This window comes from Herbiconiux sp. SALV-R1 (genome assembly GCF_013113715.1).
In the GTDB taxonomy this organism is placed as follows: Bacteria; Actinomycetota; Actinomycetes; order Actinomycetales; family Microbacteriaceae; genus Herbiconiux.
The window spans coordinates 165,377-181,718 of the sequence record NZ_CP053344.1; the positions used below are offsets into that span (position 1 = coordinate 165,377).

Sequence of the window (16,342 nt, forward strand, 5' to 3'; positions counted from 1 at the left end):
CGGACTCTGCGGGAGGCACGGCCTGCTCAGTCCTCGTCGTCGATCTGCGCGCCCTTGCCCTTGGCCGCGAGGATGGCGGCCCGCTCGGCGAGGCGGCGCCGCACCTCGGCCTGGGCGTCGGCGACGAACTGCGGGTCGAGCGGCGCGGTGGGGAAGTGCGGGTCGCCGTGCTTGGCCTCGATGTAGGCGTCGAGCTCGGGGCCCGACTCCCAGGAGGTGATGAGGCAGTAGCGCGGCTCGGGGCCCTTCTGCCACACGGCGTGCCAGAAGCGCTGCGTGTCGACGACCACCTGCCGCCCCGCGGGGAGGGAGATGCGCACCTCGGTGTCGGGGTCGAAGCGGTCTTCGCGCAGGATGAGGAACGACTCGGCGTCGTCGGAGAGGTTGAAGAACGCCCGCACGATCCAACCCGTGCCGTCGGGGTTCAGGCGGTTGTTGTCGTCTTGGTGGAGGTTGTACAGCGCCTCGGCGTAGTCGTTCGGCTGCAGTTCGATCACCCGGCAGCGGCCGATGTTCGCGCCGGCCTCCTCGGCGCGGGCCTTGAGGATGGGGGCCTTCTCGACGTTCGCCGCCACCCAGACCCCGTCCTTGTCGGTGCGCGGGGGAGTGTGGTTCCAGAACCCGTTGCACTCCATCTCGCCGAAGGCGCTGGCCAGCGGGGCGAAGCGGGTGTCGCCCGACGACTTCCAGTCGACGTACTCCAGGTCGAGCCACTCCTTGGGGTCGGCGGCCTGGTCGTAGGAGTCGAGTACGACGTACCCGGTCTCCTCGAACGCTTTCGAACGGATGTAGCTCATCGGGAAATGCGCTCCTTCAGTCGCCGGCGCGCTCATTCACCCGCGCCCTACTTAGGCCAGGCTAACACGCGGCTGTCTTCCCGCCGCCAGGGTCTTTGGTCCCGACATGGCTGTAGAATGAGCAAAACTCATCAGGAGGAAGAGTGCTCGTCCGTCCGCTCCGGGCCGCTGCCGCCCTCGTCGCGATCCTCGTGGCGATGACGCTGAGCGGATGCGTCGACGCGCGCACAGACGCCCGTGCCGCCGAGATCGTGGCCGGCCTCCGAGCGCTGCCCCACGTCGTCTCGGCGACGGGCGGCGCGGCCGGCCAGTACGGTCTCGTGCTCACGGTGAGGGTGGAGGTCGACCCCGAGATCACCGAGCCGCAGCTCGACGTGCTGAGGCGCACCGTCGTGTCGAACCTGAACGACTCGCCCTGGAACGACATCGACGTCGGCTTCGATCTCGGCAGCGGCGACGAGTTCTCCGACCTCGGCGGCGACGCCACCTTCGCCGTGTTCGCCGAGATGTGGCGCGACCCGCGCTCCACCGCCGTGCAGGCGCGGGGGTCGGAAGGCTTTTCGATCTACGACGTCACGAGGGGCGACCTCGACGCCGCGGGCGGCGCATCCGGCCTGCTCGACGCCGTCGACCGCATGGTGGGGGTCGCCGAGACGGCAGGCGGGGTGCAGTCGAACCTCACCTTCGGCGCCTACACCGACGACCGCTGGTTCTCGGTGGAACGCACCTTCGTCGAACCCGTCGACGACGCGGTCGCGCTGTGGGAGCAGCTCGACGGTGTGGTCGCCCTCGTCGGCGCAGCCGCGCGGGCGAACGAGTACTCGGGCCAGACCCTCGAGCTCGACGTCGTCGACCAGGCGGCCGCCGACGAGCTGGAGCGGTGGCTCGACGGGCACCCGCACGCGGGCATCGACGTCGACGTCGAGGTGGTGCCTCCCTCGAAGTGACGGCGTGCAGCCGGAGGCTCGGGCGGGGAGTAAAATAGAAAGACTGGCGACGAGGGCAGGAGACCACCGCACCACACCCCGACAGCACCGTTCAAAGGAGGCGACTGTGACTCGCGACGTATCCGGCGCCCCCCATCTCGAATCGGTTCTGAGGGTCGCCTCCACCCACCCCATCGCGCTCGACCGCGACGACATCGTGCTGCGCAAGGGGCAGTTCACCCTGCTCAACGGTCACGCCACCCCGCGCGAGTCGATGATCGAAGACCTCCTCTACATCGCCGACGCGCTCGACGGCGCCGGTGTGGAGTTCCTCCTGGTGCGCGGCAACGACGAGCGCCCCGTGCTCGCCGTCGACTGGGCGGCCCGCAAGAAGGCGAAGGCCGCGCTGGTGGCCGCGCTCTCGAGCGAGCCGTTCTATTCGAAGGCCCCGCGAGCATCCGCTCTGCTGGTCGCCGACGGAGCGCTCGCGCGCGACCCGAAGGCCCGCGTGATGCGCCTGTTCCGGCCCCGTATCGAGCCGATCGGCCGGCTGCGCTACGGCGCCGAGTCGGCGGTGCAGCTGGAGTTCTGGCAGCGCGACGGCGACGAGGTCGAGGCTCCCGTCGAGAACTCGCTCACGCGCCGCCGCATCCCCGCCGACGAGCTCGTGGAGACGAGCGTCGAGCTCTACGGCCGCAGCTGGCGCACCATCGAGGGCATGTTCAGCACCCTCGCGAGCGACGTCGGCTTCGAGATCGACATGGTGTTCTCCTGGGTCGACGGCACCGCCATCGAGTTCCAGCGCGCCCGCGCCAAGCGCATGGCGAACTACGTGGTGGGCGACGGCGACGACTCCGAGGCCCGCTACCGTCAGATCGACGAGCTGAAGTACGCGCTCCGCAGCGTCTACCTCTTCGCCCCCTGGGTGCGCCGCATCTTCATCGCCACCGACTCCCCGAAGCCCGAGTGGCTCGCCGACGACCCGCGGGTCACCATCATGCCGAGCGAGGAGTTCTTCACGAACCTCGCCGACCTGCCGACGCACAACTCGCACGCCGTCGAGGCGCAGCTGCACCACATCCCGGGGCTGTCGGAGCACTTCCTCTACTCCAACGACGACATGTTCTTCGGCCGGCCCGTGCATCCCGACCTGTTCTTCTCGCCCGGAGGCATCACGAAGTTCGTCGAGGCGAACACCCGCATCGGTCTCGGCTCGAACGCCGTGCACCGCAGCGGCTTCGAGAACGCCGCCCGGGTGAACCGGGAGCTGCTGCAGCAGCGTTTCGGCCGGGTCACCACCCGCCACCTCGAGCACTGCGCGGCGCCGTTGCGCAAGAGCGTGCTGTTCGAGATGGAGAGCGAGTTCGCCGACGCCTTCGCGCGCACCACGGCGAGCCCGTTCCGCTCGGCCACCGACATCTCGGTGACGAACTCGTTCTACCACTACTACGCGCTCATGACCGGGCGTGCCGTGGTGCAGACGCAGGCGAAGGTGAAGTACATCGAGACCACGCTGAAGTCGGCGCTGAAAGAGATGGATGCGCTGCTCAAGAAGCGCTCCATGGACATGTTCTGCCTGAACGACGGCTCGAAGCCCGAGATCGGCGTCGAGGAGCGCACCACCGCGGTGATCTCGTTCCTCGAGCGCTACTTCCCGTTCCCCGCGCCGTGGGAGAAGCCGGTCACACCGGCGACGGCAGGAGGATCGGCATCGTCATCGGCGGCTCGGGTGCTACCCGCGGGCTGACCGCGGCCGCGATCTCGATGCCGTCGGCGGCGAGGCGCCGCTTCGTCTCCTCTGCGGTGATGAAGTCGAGCGCCGGGTAGTCGCCCACCGGCACCACCGAGTGCAGCACGGTGTGCTCATAGACGTGCACGAGGTTGAACGCCTGTGCGCCCGCGCGGCCCCTGGTGCCGCCGAACTCCACGTTGAGGTCTTGCGTGTAGCAGGTGGCCGAGGCGACCGAGACGGGGATGCCCGCGAAGGTCGCCGTGGTGGAGTAGTGCAGGTGCCCGGCGATGATGGAGCGCACGTCGGTGCCCTCGAGCACCTCGGCGAGGCCGCGCTGGTCGCGGAGCTCGACCGAGACTGCGAGGTCGAGCACGCTCGGCACGGGCGGGTGGTGCAGGGCGAGGATGGTGCCGTGCGGCGCCGGCATCGCGAGCTCCTCGGCCAGCCAGTCGAGCTGGTCGCCGGTGACCTCGCCGTAGTGGTGGCCGGGAACCGTGGAGTCGAGGGTGATCACGCGCAGACCGTTGACGTCGTAGACCCGGTCGACGGCACGGTCGGAGGGCACTTCGCCGAAGAGTCCGGCGCGGAAGGCCGCGCGGTCGTCGTGGTTGCCCATCACCCAGATCACCTCGGCGCCGAGCCGTGCCGCGGCGGGCTCGACGATCGCGCGGAGCCGGGCGTACGCATCCGGTTCGCCCTTGTCGGCGAGATCGCCGGTGAAGACGATGGCCTCCGGCCGGCTGCCCGAGGCCTCCAGCTCGTCGAAGAGCTCGCGCAGGAGGCCCTCGCTGTCGACCGTGCCGTAGAGGCGGCCGCCGGCGGCGAGCAGATGGGTGTCGCTGATGTGGAGCAGGAAGTGGTTCGGCCTCGGGTACTCGGCCGTTCGGTGAGTCACAGGACTTCCATTCGGGTGAGGTGCGGGCCTCCGGGGTTGGCGGCCCATCCGTGGTGCTGCACACGACTCAAGCACGCGAATCTGAACGGGAAGCGAACATCGGCCCGCGAGTCGCGAGGCGTTCGGCGACTGTTCACCGATCGTGACGTTGGCGCCCGATCGACTCGGTGAGGTACGACACGATGGTGGCCGTCGCCACGCCCACGATCGCCACGCCGCCGAACATGAGCACGACGGCGAGGGTGCGGCCGAGCACGGTGACGGGCACCATGTCGCCGTACCCGACTGTCGTCATGGTGACGCAGGCCCACCAGATGGAGTCGCCGAACGACAGGATGCTCGCCCCGGGGGCGCCGCGCTCCGCCGCGAGCACGGCGAGGGCGAGCGAGTAGACGAACAGCACCACGAACAGGGCGGCGTGGATGAGGAGACGGATGCGCACCGACGAGCCGCTGCGACGGCGGAAGAACGGGATGTCGCGCAGGCGGTTGAGCAGGAGGAAGGGGCGGAACACCGGCACCAGCACCGAGACCAGGTCGAGCAGGGTGGAGCGGAAGTAGAGACCCTTGTCGTGAGCGAGACCGAGGCGCACGAGGTAGTCGGCGGCGAAGGTGGCCCAGATGAGGGCGATCACGGCGCCGAGCGCGATCTGCGCCTCCCCGGGCAGCTCGGTGTCGATCACCTGCACCGAGTAGCAGGCGATGAACACCAGCGACAGCACCACGAGCGGCACGGAGGTGGCGGTCTCCCAGGTGGTGCGCCGGTGCTCGTCGTTCGTCATGTCGCCTCCGCCCCTCAGCGTCTTCGCCCCAGCGTCTTCGCCCCCGGCGTCTTCGCCCCTCCGCCCCCAGGATGGCACGCGGGCGGCTCGATTGGCGAGACGGCGGCTGCTCGCGTACACTCGTCCCCGGTACCGTGTCCGAGCGGCCGAAGGTGCAACTCTCGAAAAGTTGTGTGGGGGAGACTCCACCGTGGGTTCAAATCCCACCGGTACCGCCACAGAAAGCCCCGAGATCCCCGTGATCCGGGGCTTTCGTCATTCCCGGATGCTGCGCCTGCGCGTCAGGCATCCCCCCGGTGCCTCGTCGGCCGGATCGAGCCTGAGCTGCTTCCTCCAGGTGCCCCGAATGCGCCGAGTGATCAGCCGTACTCGCTGATCGGGTTAGGACGCTTGAGCGCGGTACGACGAGTTCAGTATAGTTCAGTACAGTTTGTTCGCTCTCGATGAGGAGACCTGTAATGACCGACCGTGCTGAAGCCAACAAGGCTGTCGTCCTGAAAGTGATGGAGCTGCTGATCGACCCGGAGGTGTCGGAGCAGGCTCGCCAGTACCTCACCCCCGAGTACATCCAGCACAATCCCGAGATCGAGTCGGGCGCCGACGGCATCATCGCGTTCACGAAGACCGAGGAGGCGCGCGTGGCACGGGAGAACATGCGGCCGGCACCCGAGCCGCCCGTGCTCGTCGCCGAGGGCGACAAGGTCGTGATGATGATCTCGCGCGACCTGCCCGACCCCGAGAACCCCGGGCAGACTTACCGCGCCTATTGGTTCGACATGTGGCGCGTGGAAGACGGCCGCCTGGCGGAGCATTGGGATGCCGTGACCAAGACGCCCGGCACGGGCCACTGACTGGCCCTCGAGGGGTCTTGTGATCAGCTGGCTCGTCCAGTACAGTTCAGTACAGTTTGGTCGTCGAAGATGACCAGTGACCGGGCACAGTGGCCCACTGAGGAGATTCAATGAAGAACTCGACCCGACTCGCCGCCGTCGCGATGAGCGGCGCCGCGATGCTTTTCGTGCTCGCCGGCTGCTCCTCCTCCGAGCCGTCGTCGACGTCGTCGGCAGATGACGGATCGGCGGCGGGCGCCACCGGCACGCTGGCGTACTCGCCGACGAGCGTGCAGATCCCCGTTCTCGTGCAGGTGGGCGACGCCGTCAAGTCCCTCGCCACAGACGACGGCTTGGGTTTCAACCAGATCGACGGCGCCTTCGATCCGACCACGCAGATCCAGCAGGTCACCCAGGCCATCGACAACGGCAGCGTGCAGGCGGCCTGGGTCGTGCCGGTCGCCGGCCCGGCCACGGCGCCGCTCATCGAGCACGCTCAGGAGAAGGGCGTGCCGATCCTGGTGCAGACGACGCCGACGGATGTGGGCCTCGACGGTGCACAGCCCGGTGTGGTCTTCCAGGGCCCCAACTTCGCATCGTTCGGCGAAGCCCTCGGCAAGGAGGTGACCAGCTGCATCGACGACAAAGGTCTGAAGGATGCGAAGGCGATCCTCCTCACCGGTCCCGACACCCTCCCGGGTACCGGAGACACCAAGGCCGCCGCTCTCGACGCTATCGGCGACTCGGTCGACATCGTCGCGGAGGCCCAGGTGGCCGACGTCGCAGCGGCACAGACGCAGACGCAGCAGCTGCTCGGCGCCAACCCCGACGCGAACGTCGTCATCTCGTTGCTCGACGAGGGGGCACTCGGAGCGGTCAACGCCTACAAGACGGCGGGCGCGACCGCAGACTGTGTCATCCTCGGCGGCGGTGGGCCCGACGCGCTCGCCGCTCAGAAGGCCGGCGACATCACGACGATCGTCGCGTGGGACTTCGTGGGTGCCGTGCCCGAGGGATGGGCGGCGCTGCAGAAGATCATCGCCGACCCGAAGGCCGAGGGCGACCTCCTCGACATCCCCTTCACCATCACGAAGTAGTCGACATGTCGATCATTGCGCAACGAACGGTGCACGAGGGGGGAGCCGCTCTCCGGCTTCCCCCTCGGGTGGCGGCTCTGATCTTCGTCAGGGAACAGGGGCTCCTCGTGCTCTGGCTCCTGCTCATCGTCATCTTCGCCATCACGGGGGCGCCGCACTTCTTCACCCTCGGCACCGGAGTCAACGTGCTCAATGCCGCAGCGATCACCTCCATCTTCGCCGCCGGCCTCGGCATCGGTGTGATGACCGGGGTGCTCGACCTCTCGGTTCCCGGCACGGCGGCCGTCGTCGGCGTGAGTGTCGCTCTCCTCATCAAGGCGGGCGCGCCGGTGTGGCTCGCCCTGGTCGTCGGTCTCGTCATCGGCGCCGTCGTCGGCGTGGTCAACGGCCTCATCGCCATCCGGGGCTTCGATCCCCTGATCGTCACCATCGGCATGCTCAGCGTGCTGAGCGGCACGGCCCTCCTCCTCGCGGGCGGCTACGACATCACCGGCATGACCTCACTCGCCTTCCTCGGCACCGAGCGGTACCTCGAGATCCCCGCGCCGGTCTACATTTCGGTCGTGCTGTTCGTCGTCCTCACCGTCATGCTGAAGTTCACCCGGGTGGGCACCAGGCTCCTCGCCGTCGGCGGCAATGCCGAGGGGGCACGCCGGGTCGGCATCCGCACGGAGTTCTACCGCGTGCTCGGCTTCGTGATCTCGGCCGTGTGCGCCGCCATCGGCGGGATCGTCAACACCGCGTACATCTCGATCGCGCAACCGGCGGCGAGCACCGGTGTGATCTTCACCGCCCTCACGGCCGTGGCCCTCGCGGGCGTCCCCTTCGTCGGCGGGCGGGGGAGCCTGCCGAAGGTCTTCCTCGGCACCGTCGTGCTCGCCACCATCAGCGCGGGCCTTCTCATCTCCGGCGTGCCGACCTTCTGGGCGACGATCGCGACCGGGGTGCTCCTCATCGGCGCACTCGCCCTCAACAAGGGAACCGGCGAGTCGATCTCTCGATTGCTGCTGTCGAACGGCGGCATGGCAGGAAAGCGGAGGCCATCATGACCGGGCCGGCGTTCGAACTCGACGACATCTGCGTGCACTACGGGTTCCTCCGCGCTCTCGACGGTGTCAGCCTGCGTGTGGCACCCGGGGAGGTGGTGGCCCTGCTCGGCGACAACGGCGCCGGCAAGTCCACCCTGCTCAAGGTGATGTCGGGCGCGCATCGCCCCACCACGGGAACGATCCGGGTGAACGGCATAGAGCGCGCCTTCCGGGCACCGCGCGACGCCGGTGACGCCGGCGTGCAGATGGTCTATCAAGATCTCGCGCTCGTCGACGCGATGGACATCGCGACCAACCTCTCGCTCGGCCGCGAGCCCCTGCGGCGCGGGGTGCTCGGCTGGCTCGGATTCATCGACCGGCGGGCGATGCGCACCGAGTCGCAGTCCGAGCTCGACGCGCTCGGGGTGCGCACGGCTCCCGTGACCAGGCCCGTGGAGATGCTGTCGGGCGGGCAGCGACAGGTCGTCGCGATCGCTCGCGCCGCCGCCCGCCTCGGAGACGGCGGGGTGCTGCTGATGGACGAGCCGACCGCCGCGCTGGGGCACGAGCAGACGGAACTCGTCGAAGAGCTCGTCGTCCGCCTGTCGGCGCGGGGGACCGCGATCGTCGTCGTCACCCACAACCTGCCGTTCGCTCAGGCGGTGGCGCACCGCACCGTCGTGCTCAACCGCGGGCGCAAGGTCGCAGATATCGCGACGGCTGAGACCGACAAAGACCAGATCGTCTCGTGGATCACGGGCGCCGGGGTGCAGGAGGGCTTCGGTGCGCGGTTGTGAGACGGACGCGCTCGTGACCCCTCCAGCCGACAATAGTCCAGTTCAGTACAGTACATATACGGCGGGCCCGCCCGCCTTTCGATGAGGAGAACACACCATGTCAGATCCCGTCTACTACGACTCCATCTCGGTGGAAGACCGACTCAAGATCCAGGAGCTGTTCGCCCGCTACGCGTGGGCCCTCGACACCGGCGACACCGAGAACTTCCTCGCCTGCTTCACCGACGACGGATGGCTGTCGTCGGTCGGCGGTGAGCGCAGAGTGGGGCACGAAGCCATCGCGAACGAGGTCTACCACCTCTGGTACGGGCGCAAGAACGCGTTCTTCGGCCGCCTGCACCTGCTGAGCCACCTCATCCTCACCCCCGAGGGAGACGACGTGCGGGCGAAGGCGTTCTTCCACATCCCCCAGTACGCCGTCGACTACATGAACACCTTCGTGTTCGGCATCGGGTACTGGGACAACCTGCTGACGAAGATCGACGGGCGCTGGTACTTCAAGGAGGTGCACCCCGTGCCCTTCGTCACCGCAGACCATATCCCGTGGGTCGGCGAGAAGCCCACGGGCGACGTCGAGGTGCTGCCGATGGACCACACCATCGACAAGCACGTCTTCACCGGCGAGCAGAAGTGACCCGCCCCGCCGAGCACCGAGCGCACGACCTGTGACCATGATCGACACGACGGCCGGGCTCTCCGAGACCGCAGACAGGTTCCTGCGCGGCCTCGGGGGCTCCGGCCTGCCGGCGGGCGAGGGTTTCCGGTTCACGGAGAACGGCGTCGACGTGACGTCGGCCGGAGGCCGTCTCGCTCGTGCGCAGGCGTTCTCGGGGCTTCAGACCTTCGTCGACTCCCGCCGCGGGCAGGCGGTGGTGGTCGGGCTCGCGGCGTTCGCCGACGGTCGCGACGCGTTCGCCCTGCGACTGCACGTCGACGGCGATCGCGTCGACCAGGCCGAGGCGATCGTGAGCACCGGGCGCGCCGGGTTCTTCAACGCCGTCGACGAGCTCGCCGAGCCGGACGTCATCTACCGGGCGCCGGTTCCCGAACAGCGCCGGAGCAGTGGCGAGGAGCTGGTGCGCATCGCCGACAGCTACTGGGAGGCGATGGAGTCGGGAGACGGCAGCATCGTCCCCGTCGGGTATCGCTGCGACTCCTTCCACAACGGCAAGAAGGTGACGAATAACCTCGAGCTGCTGCTGTCGCCCGACAAGGCGGTGCACACCGTGGAGTCGATCATCGCCGGCACACGCCCCGCCCGTCCCCTGGTCGCCGACCGGCGCTACCCGATCGTCGACACCGAGCTCGGCGTCGTGGTGAGCATCGTCGTCGCCGACTTCCACCCCATCCCGAACGGTCGCCCCGACAGCGGTTCGTTCTACATGGCGGTCGTCTTCAAGATCGTCGACCACCGCATCCGGATCTTCGACGAGATCCGCGAGATCCTGCCACTCGGAACGACGAGTGGCTGGCAAGGCGCATAAGGAGCAACGATGTCCACCACCTCTCTTCACGAGTCGCCGCTGTCGACCGAGACCGGCCGCCGCATCCGAGACGGCGTGCTCGCCCTCGTCCCCCAGATCAGGAAGGATGCGCGCGAGGGCGAGAAGCTCGGCTGTCTGCCCCCGACGACGCTGACGGCACTCGCCGAGCTCGACGTCTTCCGGCTGTCGCTGCCCGAGCGGTTCGGCGGACACGCGCTCGGCGCGCGCGACCTCGCCGAGGTCATCCTCGCGGTCGGCCGCGCCGACGGATCGGCCGGCTGGCAGACCATGATCTCGAGCGGATTCACTCGCGTCGTGCTGACCTTCCCCGACCAGGCGGTCGAGGAGATCTACTCCAGCACGCGCGACTGGGACGGTCCGGTCGTGGCGAGCGCGTCGCTGTTCTCCGACCGCATCCAGCACGCGACGAAGGTCGACGGCGGCTACGTCGTCAAGGCCGGCGGGAAATGGGGCTTCGGCAGCGGGAGCAAGCACGCCGCCTTCATGGTGGTGGGCGTCGGTGTGGAGCAACCCGACGGCGACTTCGATCGCATCGCCGTGCTCCTCGAGCGGGGTCAGTACGAGATCGTCGACGACTGGCACGTGATGGGCCTGTCGGGGTCGTCGAGCAACAGCGTGACCGTCACCGACGATGTGTTCATCCCCGAGCACCGTGTGCTGCCGCTCGCGGAGCTCACCGATCGTCTCGACGCCATCCACACCAAGTACGACGGCCTCGGGCTCTCGATGGACGCCAGGGGGCTCATGATCATCGTGTCGCTCGAGACGATGGGCATCGCCGTGGGCATGGCGGAGGGCGCGTTCGACTGCTTCCTCGAGCAGACCGCGAACAAGAAGCCGTTCAACCTCGATTACCCGTCGCTGCGGGAGACCCCGGCGACGCAGATCGTCGCGGGCAAGGCGCGGGCCATGATCAACGCCGCCCGCGCTCTGCTGCTCGCGGGCGCCGACGTCATCGACCGGAAGGCGCTCGCCGGAGAGTCGTTCAGTGTGGCCGAGGAGACCGCCTTGCAGATGGACTTCGTCTACGCAGGCAATCTCGCCGGGCAAGCCATCGAGCAGATCCAGTTCGCGATCGGTTCGGCGACCGTGGCCCTCAGCAACCCCATTCAGCGCTACGCCCGTGACGTGAGGGTCGCCCTCACCCACGGCTCGAACCGTCTCGACCCCTCCGCGGAGCTCGCGGGCCGGGAGATTTTCGGCGTCTCGGCGTCGGCAGACGGGATGGCCGGGGTCCCCGGCGTGGGCAAAGCCAAAGAGCGCGTACTCGCGCAGTAAGGAGCAGGGAAGCTGTCATGGAACTGACACTCGAGGGAAAGCGCGCGCTCGTCACGGGCAGCAGCTCAGGCATCGGCAGGGGCATCGCGCTCAGGTTGGCGGGGGAGGGCGCGACGGTGATCGTGCACGGGCGCAACGCCGACCGCAGCCGGGGGGTCGCCGACGAGATCACGGCCGCGGGCGGCGACGCGGAGGTCGTCACCGGAGACCTCACCTCCGCAGCCGAGACGGATGCGCTGCTCGACCAGGTGATCGCCGCGGGCGGTGCCGACATCCTCATCAACAACGCCGGCGGGCGGGCGGGCGGGTTCAGCCCGGAGCCGGTCTGGGAGACCAGCGCGGATCGCTGGCTCGCCACCTACCAGCTCAACGTGCTGAGTGCGGTCGCCGTGACCCAGCGCCTCGTGCCCGGCATGCTCGAGCGGGGCTGGGGCCGCGTCATCCACGTCGCGAGCGCCGTCGCCCTGCACCAGCCGCCGGCGTTCGCCGACTACCAGGGGGCGAAAGCCGCCGAGATCAACTTCGCGCGCTCCCTCGCGCGGGGTCTCGGCGGGTCGGGTGTGACGGCGAACTCGATCAGCGTCGGCATCATCGCCACGCCGGACTCGGAGTCCGAGCTGCAGAGGGCGGCGGCGACGCTCGGAGCGAGCGACTGGCGCGACGTGGAGAAGGAGCTCGCCACCACGGTCTTCCGGCAGCAGGTGCCGCGCATCGGCCGGCCCGACGACATCGCGTGGGCGGTCGCCTACCTGGCGAGCCCCCGGGCCGACTTCGTCACCGGCACGAACATCGTCATCGACGCCGGTATCTGAAGCCTCCCCGGGAGCGCGTGCCGCTGGGGAGGTACGCGCTCCCGGGGACGGGTGCGCGCCCGGGGACGGATGCGCTATCGGGGATGGATGCGCTCCGGCAGCCAGAGGTAGTCGGGGGCCGGCGGGGGAGCACCCAGCTCCTCGCCGCCGGCGGCGACGACCGACGAGGGCCGGATGCTCAGCAGGAGCATGTGGGCGACCCAGGCGGCGTGCCTGGTCACCAGCTCGTCGTCGGGGTGGAAGTCTTTGTCGAGGAGCGCGTCGATCTCGAAGCTCGCCACCGCGATGCGGGCGAACAGGGCCGCGTGTGCGCGTACGTCACGCACCTCGTAGCCGAGCCGCACCGCATCTTCACGCAGGATGTCGGCGACGACGTCGACGACGTGCGGGGCGCCCGGCACCAGCCGGGTGGTGAGGTCCGACCGGTTGTTGGCCTCCAGGATCATCACCCGGTGGAACGCGAGGAAGGTCTCGGAGGTGAGCGACTCGACGAGCAGTCGCGCCAGCGAGACGAGCTTGTCGAAGGTGCTCAGCGACTCGTCGACGTGCAGGCGGTCGAAGTCGACGTCGAGCAGCGTGACGGCACGGTCGGCCATCTCCCGGTAGAGGGCGAGCTTGTCGCCGAAGTGGGCGTAGACGGTCGTCTTCGACACCCCGGCACGGGCGGCGACGGCGTCCATCGACGTCATCTCGTAGCCCTGGGTGTTGAACAGCTCGACCGAGGCCGCGAGGATGGCCTCCCGTTTGGAGGCGCGCCCGCGTGCGCGGCGGCGGGGCGGGGCATCCGACGGCTCTGTGCTCACCGGCGGCCTCCTCTCATGCACGCAACGATTTCTCTCATCATGACAGAGGCGGCATGTCTGGCCCGCGCAGCAACGCCGCGCCGAGCGAGATTTCTGTACCCGGAGTGCGGATTACGGCTTCCGTTCGGTGATGGCCTACGGGATCGTGATCGTGAAGGGATAGCTCTGCGACTGCGCGCCGCTCGCGCTGACCGTCGCCGTGACCACGCCCGTGGTGCCGGAGGGGGCGCGGAGCACGACGGTGCAGTTGCCGACGTTGCTGCCCGACGCCACCTGGGCGTTGGCGACGTAGACGTTGCCCGAGCGGGCCCAGGCCGAGGTGAGCCACCCACCGAAGGTGAAGGTGCCGAGGTCGAGGGTGACGGTGAGCTGCGCCGGGCCCGCTGTGGTGTTGGTGGCGTTCCAGGTCCAGTTCACCGAGTTCGCGAACTGCTGGTACAGGCCCACCTGGGTGACGGTTCCGGCCGGCAGCATCGAGGCTGCGGCGACCGGGGCCGCGACGGCCACGGCGACGACCGGCACCGACCAGGCGCCGGCGCGGATGAGCTCTCTGCGTGTGACTGTCCCCATGCGACGACGGTAACCCATCGCATCGCCCCGAAGCGGGCCGGACGGCGGATCCTAGTAGCGGATGCGAGGATCCTCTCACCGACGGGGCGGGTGGCCGAGGGATACAGTGGGGCGTCATGACCATCATGCGATCACTCGTGTACTTCGTGGCCGTGAGCGCCGACGGGTTCATTGCCGAGAGCGACGGCACCTTCGATCGGTTCCCCGTCGAGGGGCCGCACATCGACGCGCTGGTGGCCGAGCATCCGGAGACCCTTCCCGGATTCGTGCGCGACGCCCTCGGACTGAGCGGCGCCGGCCGCTTCGACACCGTGCTCGAGGGGCGTGCCACGCACCAGGTGGGGCTCGGCGCGGGCGTCGGCGACGCCTACCCGCACCTGCGCCACCTCGTGTTCTCCTCGACGCTCGACCGCGCGGCGGTCGCCGACGGCATCGAGCTCGTGCGCGGCGACGCCCTCGCACGCGTGCGCGAACTGAAGGCCGAACCGGGCGGCGACCTCTGGCTCTGCGGCGGTGGCCGGCTCGCGAGCGAGCTCCTCCCCGAGATCGACGAGCTGTTGCTCAAGGTGAACCCCGTGCTCTTCGGCACCGGCATCCCCCTCTTCGCCCGGCCGATGGATGCGCGCCTCCACCTCACCGACACCCGCCCCTTCCCGAACGGCGTCATCTGGAACACCTACCGCCTGCACCACTGACTCAGAGTGTCGTCCAGACCTCGATATCGTCGGGGGCTCTCATAGGCGCCCGCCGTTGCGGAGGAGGTCGTCGATGCGGGCTCGTGCTGTCTCGTTCGTGTACGGGTCGATGCCAGCGATGGCCGTCTCTGCGATTCCGAGCGCGCCGAGGATGGCGAACAGGGAGTCGATGCGACCGCCTTCACCCGACTCGATCGCGCGAAGCGTCTGTCGAGACACGGCGGCCCGATCGGCCAGCTCGGCGGCCGAGAGCCCGTTCAGCGTGCGCCATCGCCGGATGTTCTCGCCGAACTCCTCGAGCTGCCGCGACCGACGCGGCGATGATCGCTGAACCATAGCGCCTCCTGACATGAAATCATGCCACAACCCACACTGTCTGGCAGGTTTTCCGACCACCATGACCGCCATCCCGGGCGGGGCGGGGTCCTGGCTAGCGCGGCCTGCGGGTGAAGACGTAGTGCACCACGCCCGTGGGGGAGGCGATGACCTCGACATCGAAGCGCTCCTCGAGGCCTTCGAGCCCGTCCCAGACGCGCTCACCGCGACCAAGCACGATCGGTACGACCACGATGTGCAGGTGATCGACGAGATCGGCGGCGAGGAACTCGCGCACCACCGTCGGCCCGCCCCCGAGCCGCACGTCGAGCCCGCCTGCCTGCTCCACGGCGATCGCTAGTGCCTCTACCGGGGAGGCGTCGCGGAAGAGGAACGTCGTCTCCCCGAGCGAGAAGTCGGGCCGCGGGTGGTGCGTCAGCACGACGACAGGAGAGTGGAACGGCGGCTCCTCGCCCCACCATCCCTGCCAGCTCTCGTCTTGCCACGGCCCCCGCTGCGGACCGAACTTGTTGCGGCCCATGATCTCGGCGCCGATGCCGAGGTTCGTCGCGGCGGCGAACGCGTCGTCGACGCCCCGCGTGCCCGCGCCCACCGACTCCGACTCGTGACCCGTCATCTCCACAAACGCCCGCGTCGGGAAGAACCAGCTCATCAGCCGGTGCCCGGCGTGCCCGAAGGGCGCCTCGAGGCTCTGCCCCTCGCCGGTCGCGAATCCGTCGATCGAGACGGCGAGGTTGTGCACGCGCAGCTTGGTCATGCGCTCACCCTAACCGAATGTTGACGGCGTTCACATCACTGGAGACGTGCGGAATCAGATGCTCAGGGCCAGGCTGAGACCATGATCGGTATCGCTGTAGCAGCTCTCATCATCGGCCTCGTCCTGCTGTTCATCGGCATCTTCGTCGAGGCGGCCAAGTTCCTGCTGTGGGTGGGCCTCGTCGTGGTGATCCTCGCGATCATCGCCGCGCTCATCCGGTACATCCGCCGCCGCGCGTAGCCTCCGACGTTGGGCGCGCGTTGGTCGCGCACAGTGCTCTTCCCGCGCGTGGACAGAGCGCTTTGCGCGACCTTCACGCCACACCTCAGTCGCGCAGCACGAACCAATCGGTGAACGAGCTCGCCCGCCCGTCGGCGGCGAAGCGCACCACCCACAGGTTGTCGTAGATCTTCGACAGCTTCGGGTACTCGCTCACGCACTGCGCCACACCGAGCTCGGGGGTGTCGACGAGCACCTGCCAGGTGAACGTCGTGTCTCCGGGCTCGTCGCGCGCCGCGAGCCACTTCTCGACGATCTCGTCGTGCCCCACCCACGGCGGGGTGCTCGGGCCGTCGCGGTACTCGGCGTCGTCGGTGAACAGGGCGACGATGTCGGCGGGGTCGTTCGACTCCCAGGCCCTGCGGTAGTCCTCGATCCAGGATGCGATGCGCTCGGTCATGCGATCAGTGTCGCCCCGTGCGAT

At 68.8% G+C, this 16,342-nt stretch carries 20 protein-coding genes and 1 tRNA gene; 13 read left to right on the forward strand and 8 right to left on the reverse strand.

Annotation, left to right across the window (positions count from 1 at the left end; genetic code table 11):
• Positions 1-26: 26 nt before the first annotated feature.
• Positions 27-797 carry a hypothetical protein gene (locus tag HL652_RS00855; RefSeq protein ID WP_171703553.1) on the reverse strand — a complete coding sequence of 257 codons (771 nt, stop codon included), beginning with the start codon at positions 795-797 and terminating at the stop codon, positions 27-29.
• Between the two features lie 143 nt (positions 798-940).
• On the opposite strand from HL652_RS00855, the gene HL652_RS00860 reads away from it, so the two are divergent.
• Entirely contained in the window at positions 941-1,744 is an 804-nt protein-coding gene (locus tag HL652_RS00860; protein ID WP_171703554.1) for a hypothetical protein, read from the forward strand.
• A gap of 106 nt (positions 1,745-1,850) precedes the next feature.
• Positions 1,851-3,470: a stealth conserved region 3 domain-containing protein gene (locus HL652_RS00865; RefSeq protein ID WP_371743537.1), complete on the forward strand. Its 1,620-nt coding sequence runs from the start codon at positions 1,851-1,853 to the stop codon at positions 3,468-3,470.
• Here HL652_RS00865 and HL652_RS00870 read toward each other — a convergent pair.
• Positions 3,406-4,350: a phosphodiesterase gene (locus tag HL652_RS00870; RefSeq protein ID WP_253743556.1), complete on the reverse strand. Its 945-nt coding sequence runs from the start codon at positions 4,348-4,350 to the stop codon at positions 3,406-3,408. The genes HL652_RS00865 and HL652_RS00870 overlap by 65 nt on opposite strands.
• Positions 4,351-4,483: 133 nt before the next feature.
• Positions 4,484-5,131: a potassium channel family protein gene (locus tag HL652_RS00875; protein ID WP_171703556.1), complete on the reverse strand. Its 648-nt coding sequence runs from the start codon at positions 5,129-5,131 to the stop codon at positions 4,484-4,486.
• Between the two features lie 128 nt (positions 5,132-5,259).
• Between HL652_RS00875 and HL652_RS00880 the strand changes: the two genes are divergently transcribed.
• From HL652_RS00880 to HL652_RS00920, 9 genes are all read left to right on the forward strand, one after another.
• Positions 5,260-5,349, forward strand: a tRNA-Ser gene (locus tag HL652_RS00880).
• 240 nt (positions 5,350-5,589) lie between these two features.
• Positions 5,590-5,982, forward strand: coding sequence for a nuclear transport factor 2 family protein (locus HL652_RS00885; RefSeq protein WP_216603959.1), 393 nt, complete (start codon positions 5,590-5,592; stop codon positions 5,980-5,982).
• 110 nt (positions 5,983-6,092) lie between these two features.
• A complete protein-coding gene (locus tag HL652_RS00890) occupies positions 6,093-7,058 on the forward strand; it encodes a sugar ABC transporter substrate-binding protein (RefSeq protein ID WP_171703558.1) in 966 nt (321 codons plus the stop codon).
• 5 nt (positions 7,059-7,063) lie between these two features.
• Positions 7,064-8,107, forward strand: a complete 1,044-nt coding sequence (locus HL652_RS00895) for an ABC transporter permease (protein ID WP_171703559.1) — start codon at positions 7,064-7,066, stop codon at positions 8,105-8,107.
• Positions 8,104-8,883 carry an ATP-binding cassette domain-containing protein gene (locus tag HL652_RS00900; protein WP_171703560.1) on the forward strand — a complete coding sequence of 260 codons (780 nt, stop codon included), beginning with the start codon at positions 8,104-8,106 and terminating at the stop codon, positions 8,881-8,883. The genes HL652_RS00895 and HL652_RS00900 overlap by 4 nt, the downstream gene beginning before the upstream one ends.
• Before the next feature lie 97 nt (positions 8,884-8,980).
• Positions 8,981-9,517: a nuclear transport factor 2 family protein gene (locus HL652_RS00905; RefSeq protein ID WP_171703561.1), complete on the forward strand. Its 537-nt coding sequence runs from the start codon at positions 8,981-8,983 to the stop codon at positions 9,515-9,517.
• Between the two features lie 37 nt (positions 9,518-9,554).
• Positions 9,555-10,367, forward strand: a complete 813-nt coding sequence (locus tag HL652_RS00910; protein ID WP_171703562.1) for a hypothetical protein — start codon at positions 9,555-9,557, stop codon at positions 10,365-10,367.
• Positions 10,368-10,376: 9 nt separating this feature from the next.
• Complete coding sequence (locus HL652_RS00915; RefSeq protein ID WP_171703563.1) at positions 10,377-11,666, forward strand: acyl-CoA dehydrogenase family protein; 1,290 nt, start codon at positions 10,377-10,379, stop codon at positions 11,664-11,666.
• Between the two features lie 17 nt (positions 11,667-11,683).
• Positions 11,684-12,478 (forward strand): SDR family NAD(P)-dependent oxidoreductase, encoded by a 795-nt coding sequence (locus HL652_RS00920; protein WP_171703564.1) that lies wholly within the window; start codon positions 11,684-11,686, stop codon positions 12,476-12,478.
• 74 nt (positions 12,479-12,552) lie between these two features.
• Here the strand turns inward: HL652_RS00920 and HL652_RS00925 are convergent, their stop codons facing one another.
• Positions 12,553-13,281, reverse strand: a complete 729-nt coding sequence (locus HL652_RS00925) for a TetR/AcrR family transcriptional regulator (protein ID WP_171703565.1) — start codon at positions 13,279-13,281, stop codon at positions 12,553-12,555.
• Between the two features lie 135 nt (positions 13,282-13,416).
• On the reverse strand, positions 13,417-13,851 hold the full coding sequence (locus HL652_RS00930) for a hypothetical protein (RefSeq protein ID WP_171703566.1): 435 nt from the start codon (positions 13,849-13,851) through the stop codon (positions 13,417-13,419).
• A 116-nt stretch (positions 13,852-13,967) separates the two neighbouring features.
• Here HL652_RS00930 and HL652_RS00935 point away from each other — a divergent pair, with 116 nt between their 5' ends.
• Positions 13,968-14,546: a dihydrofolate reductase family protein gene (locus HL652_RS00935; RefSeq protein WP_253743558.1), complete on the forward strand. Its 579-nt coding sequence runs from the start codon at positions 13,968-13,970 to the stop codon at positions 14,544-14,546.
• A gap of 39 nt (positions 14,547-14,585) precedes the next feature.
• Here HL652_RS00935 and HL652_RS00940 read toward each other — a convergent pair whose 3' ends face one another.
• Both HL652_RS00940 and HL652_RS00945 read right to left on the reverse strand, forming a co-directional pair.
• On the reverse strand, positions 14,586-14,882 hold the full coding sequence (locus tag HL652_RS00940; RefSeq protein ID WP_171703567.1) for a helix-turn-helix domain-containing protein: 297 nt from the start codon (positions 14,880-14,882) through the stop codon (positions 14,586-14,588).
• Positions 14,883-14,976: 94 nt separating this feature from the next.
• Complete coding sequence (locus tag HL652_RS00945; RefSeq protein ID WP_171703568.1) at positions 14,977-15,639, reverse strand: dihydrofolate reductase family protein; 663 nt, start codon at positions 15,637-15,639, stop codon at positions 14,977-14,979.
• An 81-nt stretch (positions 15,640-15,720) separates the two neighbouring features.
• Between HL652_RS00945 and HL652_RS00950 the strand changes: the two genes are divergently transcribed.
• The gene (locus HL652_RS00950) at positions 15,721-15,879 is read left to right on the forward strand and encodes a hypothetical protein (protein ID WP_171703569.1); all 159 of its coding nucleotides are present in this window, start codon (positions 15,721-15,723) and stop codon (positions 15,877-15,879) included.
• 85 nt (positions 15,880-15,964) lie between these two features.
• Here HL652_RS00950 and HL652_RS00955 read toward each other — a convergent pair whose 3' ends face one another.
• Entirely contained in the window at positions 15,965-16,318 is a 354-nt protein-coding gene (locus HL652_RS00955; RefSeq protein ID WP_171703570.1) for a nuclear transport factor 2 family protein, read from the reverse strand.
• Between the last annotated feature and the right edge of the window lie 24 nt (positions 16,319-16,342).

Bases quoted from the DNA above. Each gene is read 5' to 3' on its own strand.
- HL652_RS00875 (WP_171703556.1), bottom strand. From the start codon at position 5,131: ATGACGAACGACGAGCACCGGCGCACCACCTGGGAGACCGCCACCTCC.
- HL652_RS00955 (WP_171703570.1), bottom strand. From the start codon at position 16,318: ATGACCGAGCGCATCGCATCCTGGATCGAGGACTACCGCAGGGCCTGG.
- HL652_RS00935 (WP_253743558.1), top strand. From the start codon at position 13,968: ATGACCATCATGCGATCACTCGTGTACTTCGTGGCCGTGAGCGCCGAC.
- HL652_RS00920 (WP_171703564.1), top strand. From the start codon at position 11,684: ATGGAACTGACACTCGAGGGAAAGCGCGCGCTCGTCACGGGCAGCAGC.
- HL652_RS00855 (WP_171703553.1), bottom strand. From the start codon at position 797: ATGAGCTACATCCGTTCGAAAGCGTTCGAGGAGACCGGGTACGTCGTA.
- HL652_RS00915 (WP_171703563.1), top strand. From the start codon at position 10,377: ATGTCCACCACCTCTCTTCACGAGTCGCCGCTGTCGACCGAGACCGGC.
- HL652_RS00885 (WP_216603959.1), top strand. From the start codon at position 5,590: ATGACCGACCGTGCTGAAGCCAACAAGGCTGTCGTCCTGAAAGTGATG.
- HL652_RS00945 (WP_171703568.1), bottom strand. From the start codon at position 15,639: ATGACCAAGCTGCGCGTGCACAACCTCGCCGTCTCGATCGACGGATTC.
- HL652_RS00895 (WP_171703559.1), top strand. From the start codon at position 7,064: ATGTCGATCATTGCGCAACGAACGGTGCACGAGGGGGGAGCCGCTCTC.
- HL652_RS00900 (WP_171703560.1), top strand. From the start codon at position 8,104: ATGACCGGGCCGGCGTTCGAACTCGACGACATCTGCGTGCACTACGGG.
- HL652_RS00930 (WP_171703566.1), bottom strand. From the start codon at position 13,851: ATGGGGACAGTCACACGCAGAGAGCTCATCCGCGCCGGCGCCTGGTCG.
- HL652_RS00940 (WP_171703567.1), bottom strand. From the start codon at position 14,882: ATGGTTCAGCGATCATCGCCGCGTCGGTCGCGGCAGCTCGAGGAGTTC.
- HL652_RS00905 (WP_171703561.1), top strand. From the start codon at position 8,981: ATGTCAGATCCCGTCTACTACGACTCCATCTCGGTGGAAGACCGACTC.
- HL652_RS00950 (WP_171703569.1), top strand. From the start codon at position 15,721: ATGATCGGTATCGCTGTAGCAGCTCTCATCATCGGCCTCGTCCTGCTG.
- HL652_RS00890 (WP_171703558.1), top strand. From the start codon at position 6,093: ATGAAGAACTCGACCCGACTCGCCGCCGTCGCGATGAGCGGCGCCGCG.
- HL652_RS00910 (WP_171703562.1), top strand. From the start codon at position 9,555: ATGATCGACACGACGGCCGGGCTCTCCGAGACCGCAGACAGGTTCCTG.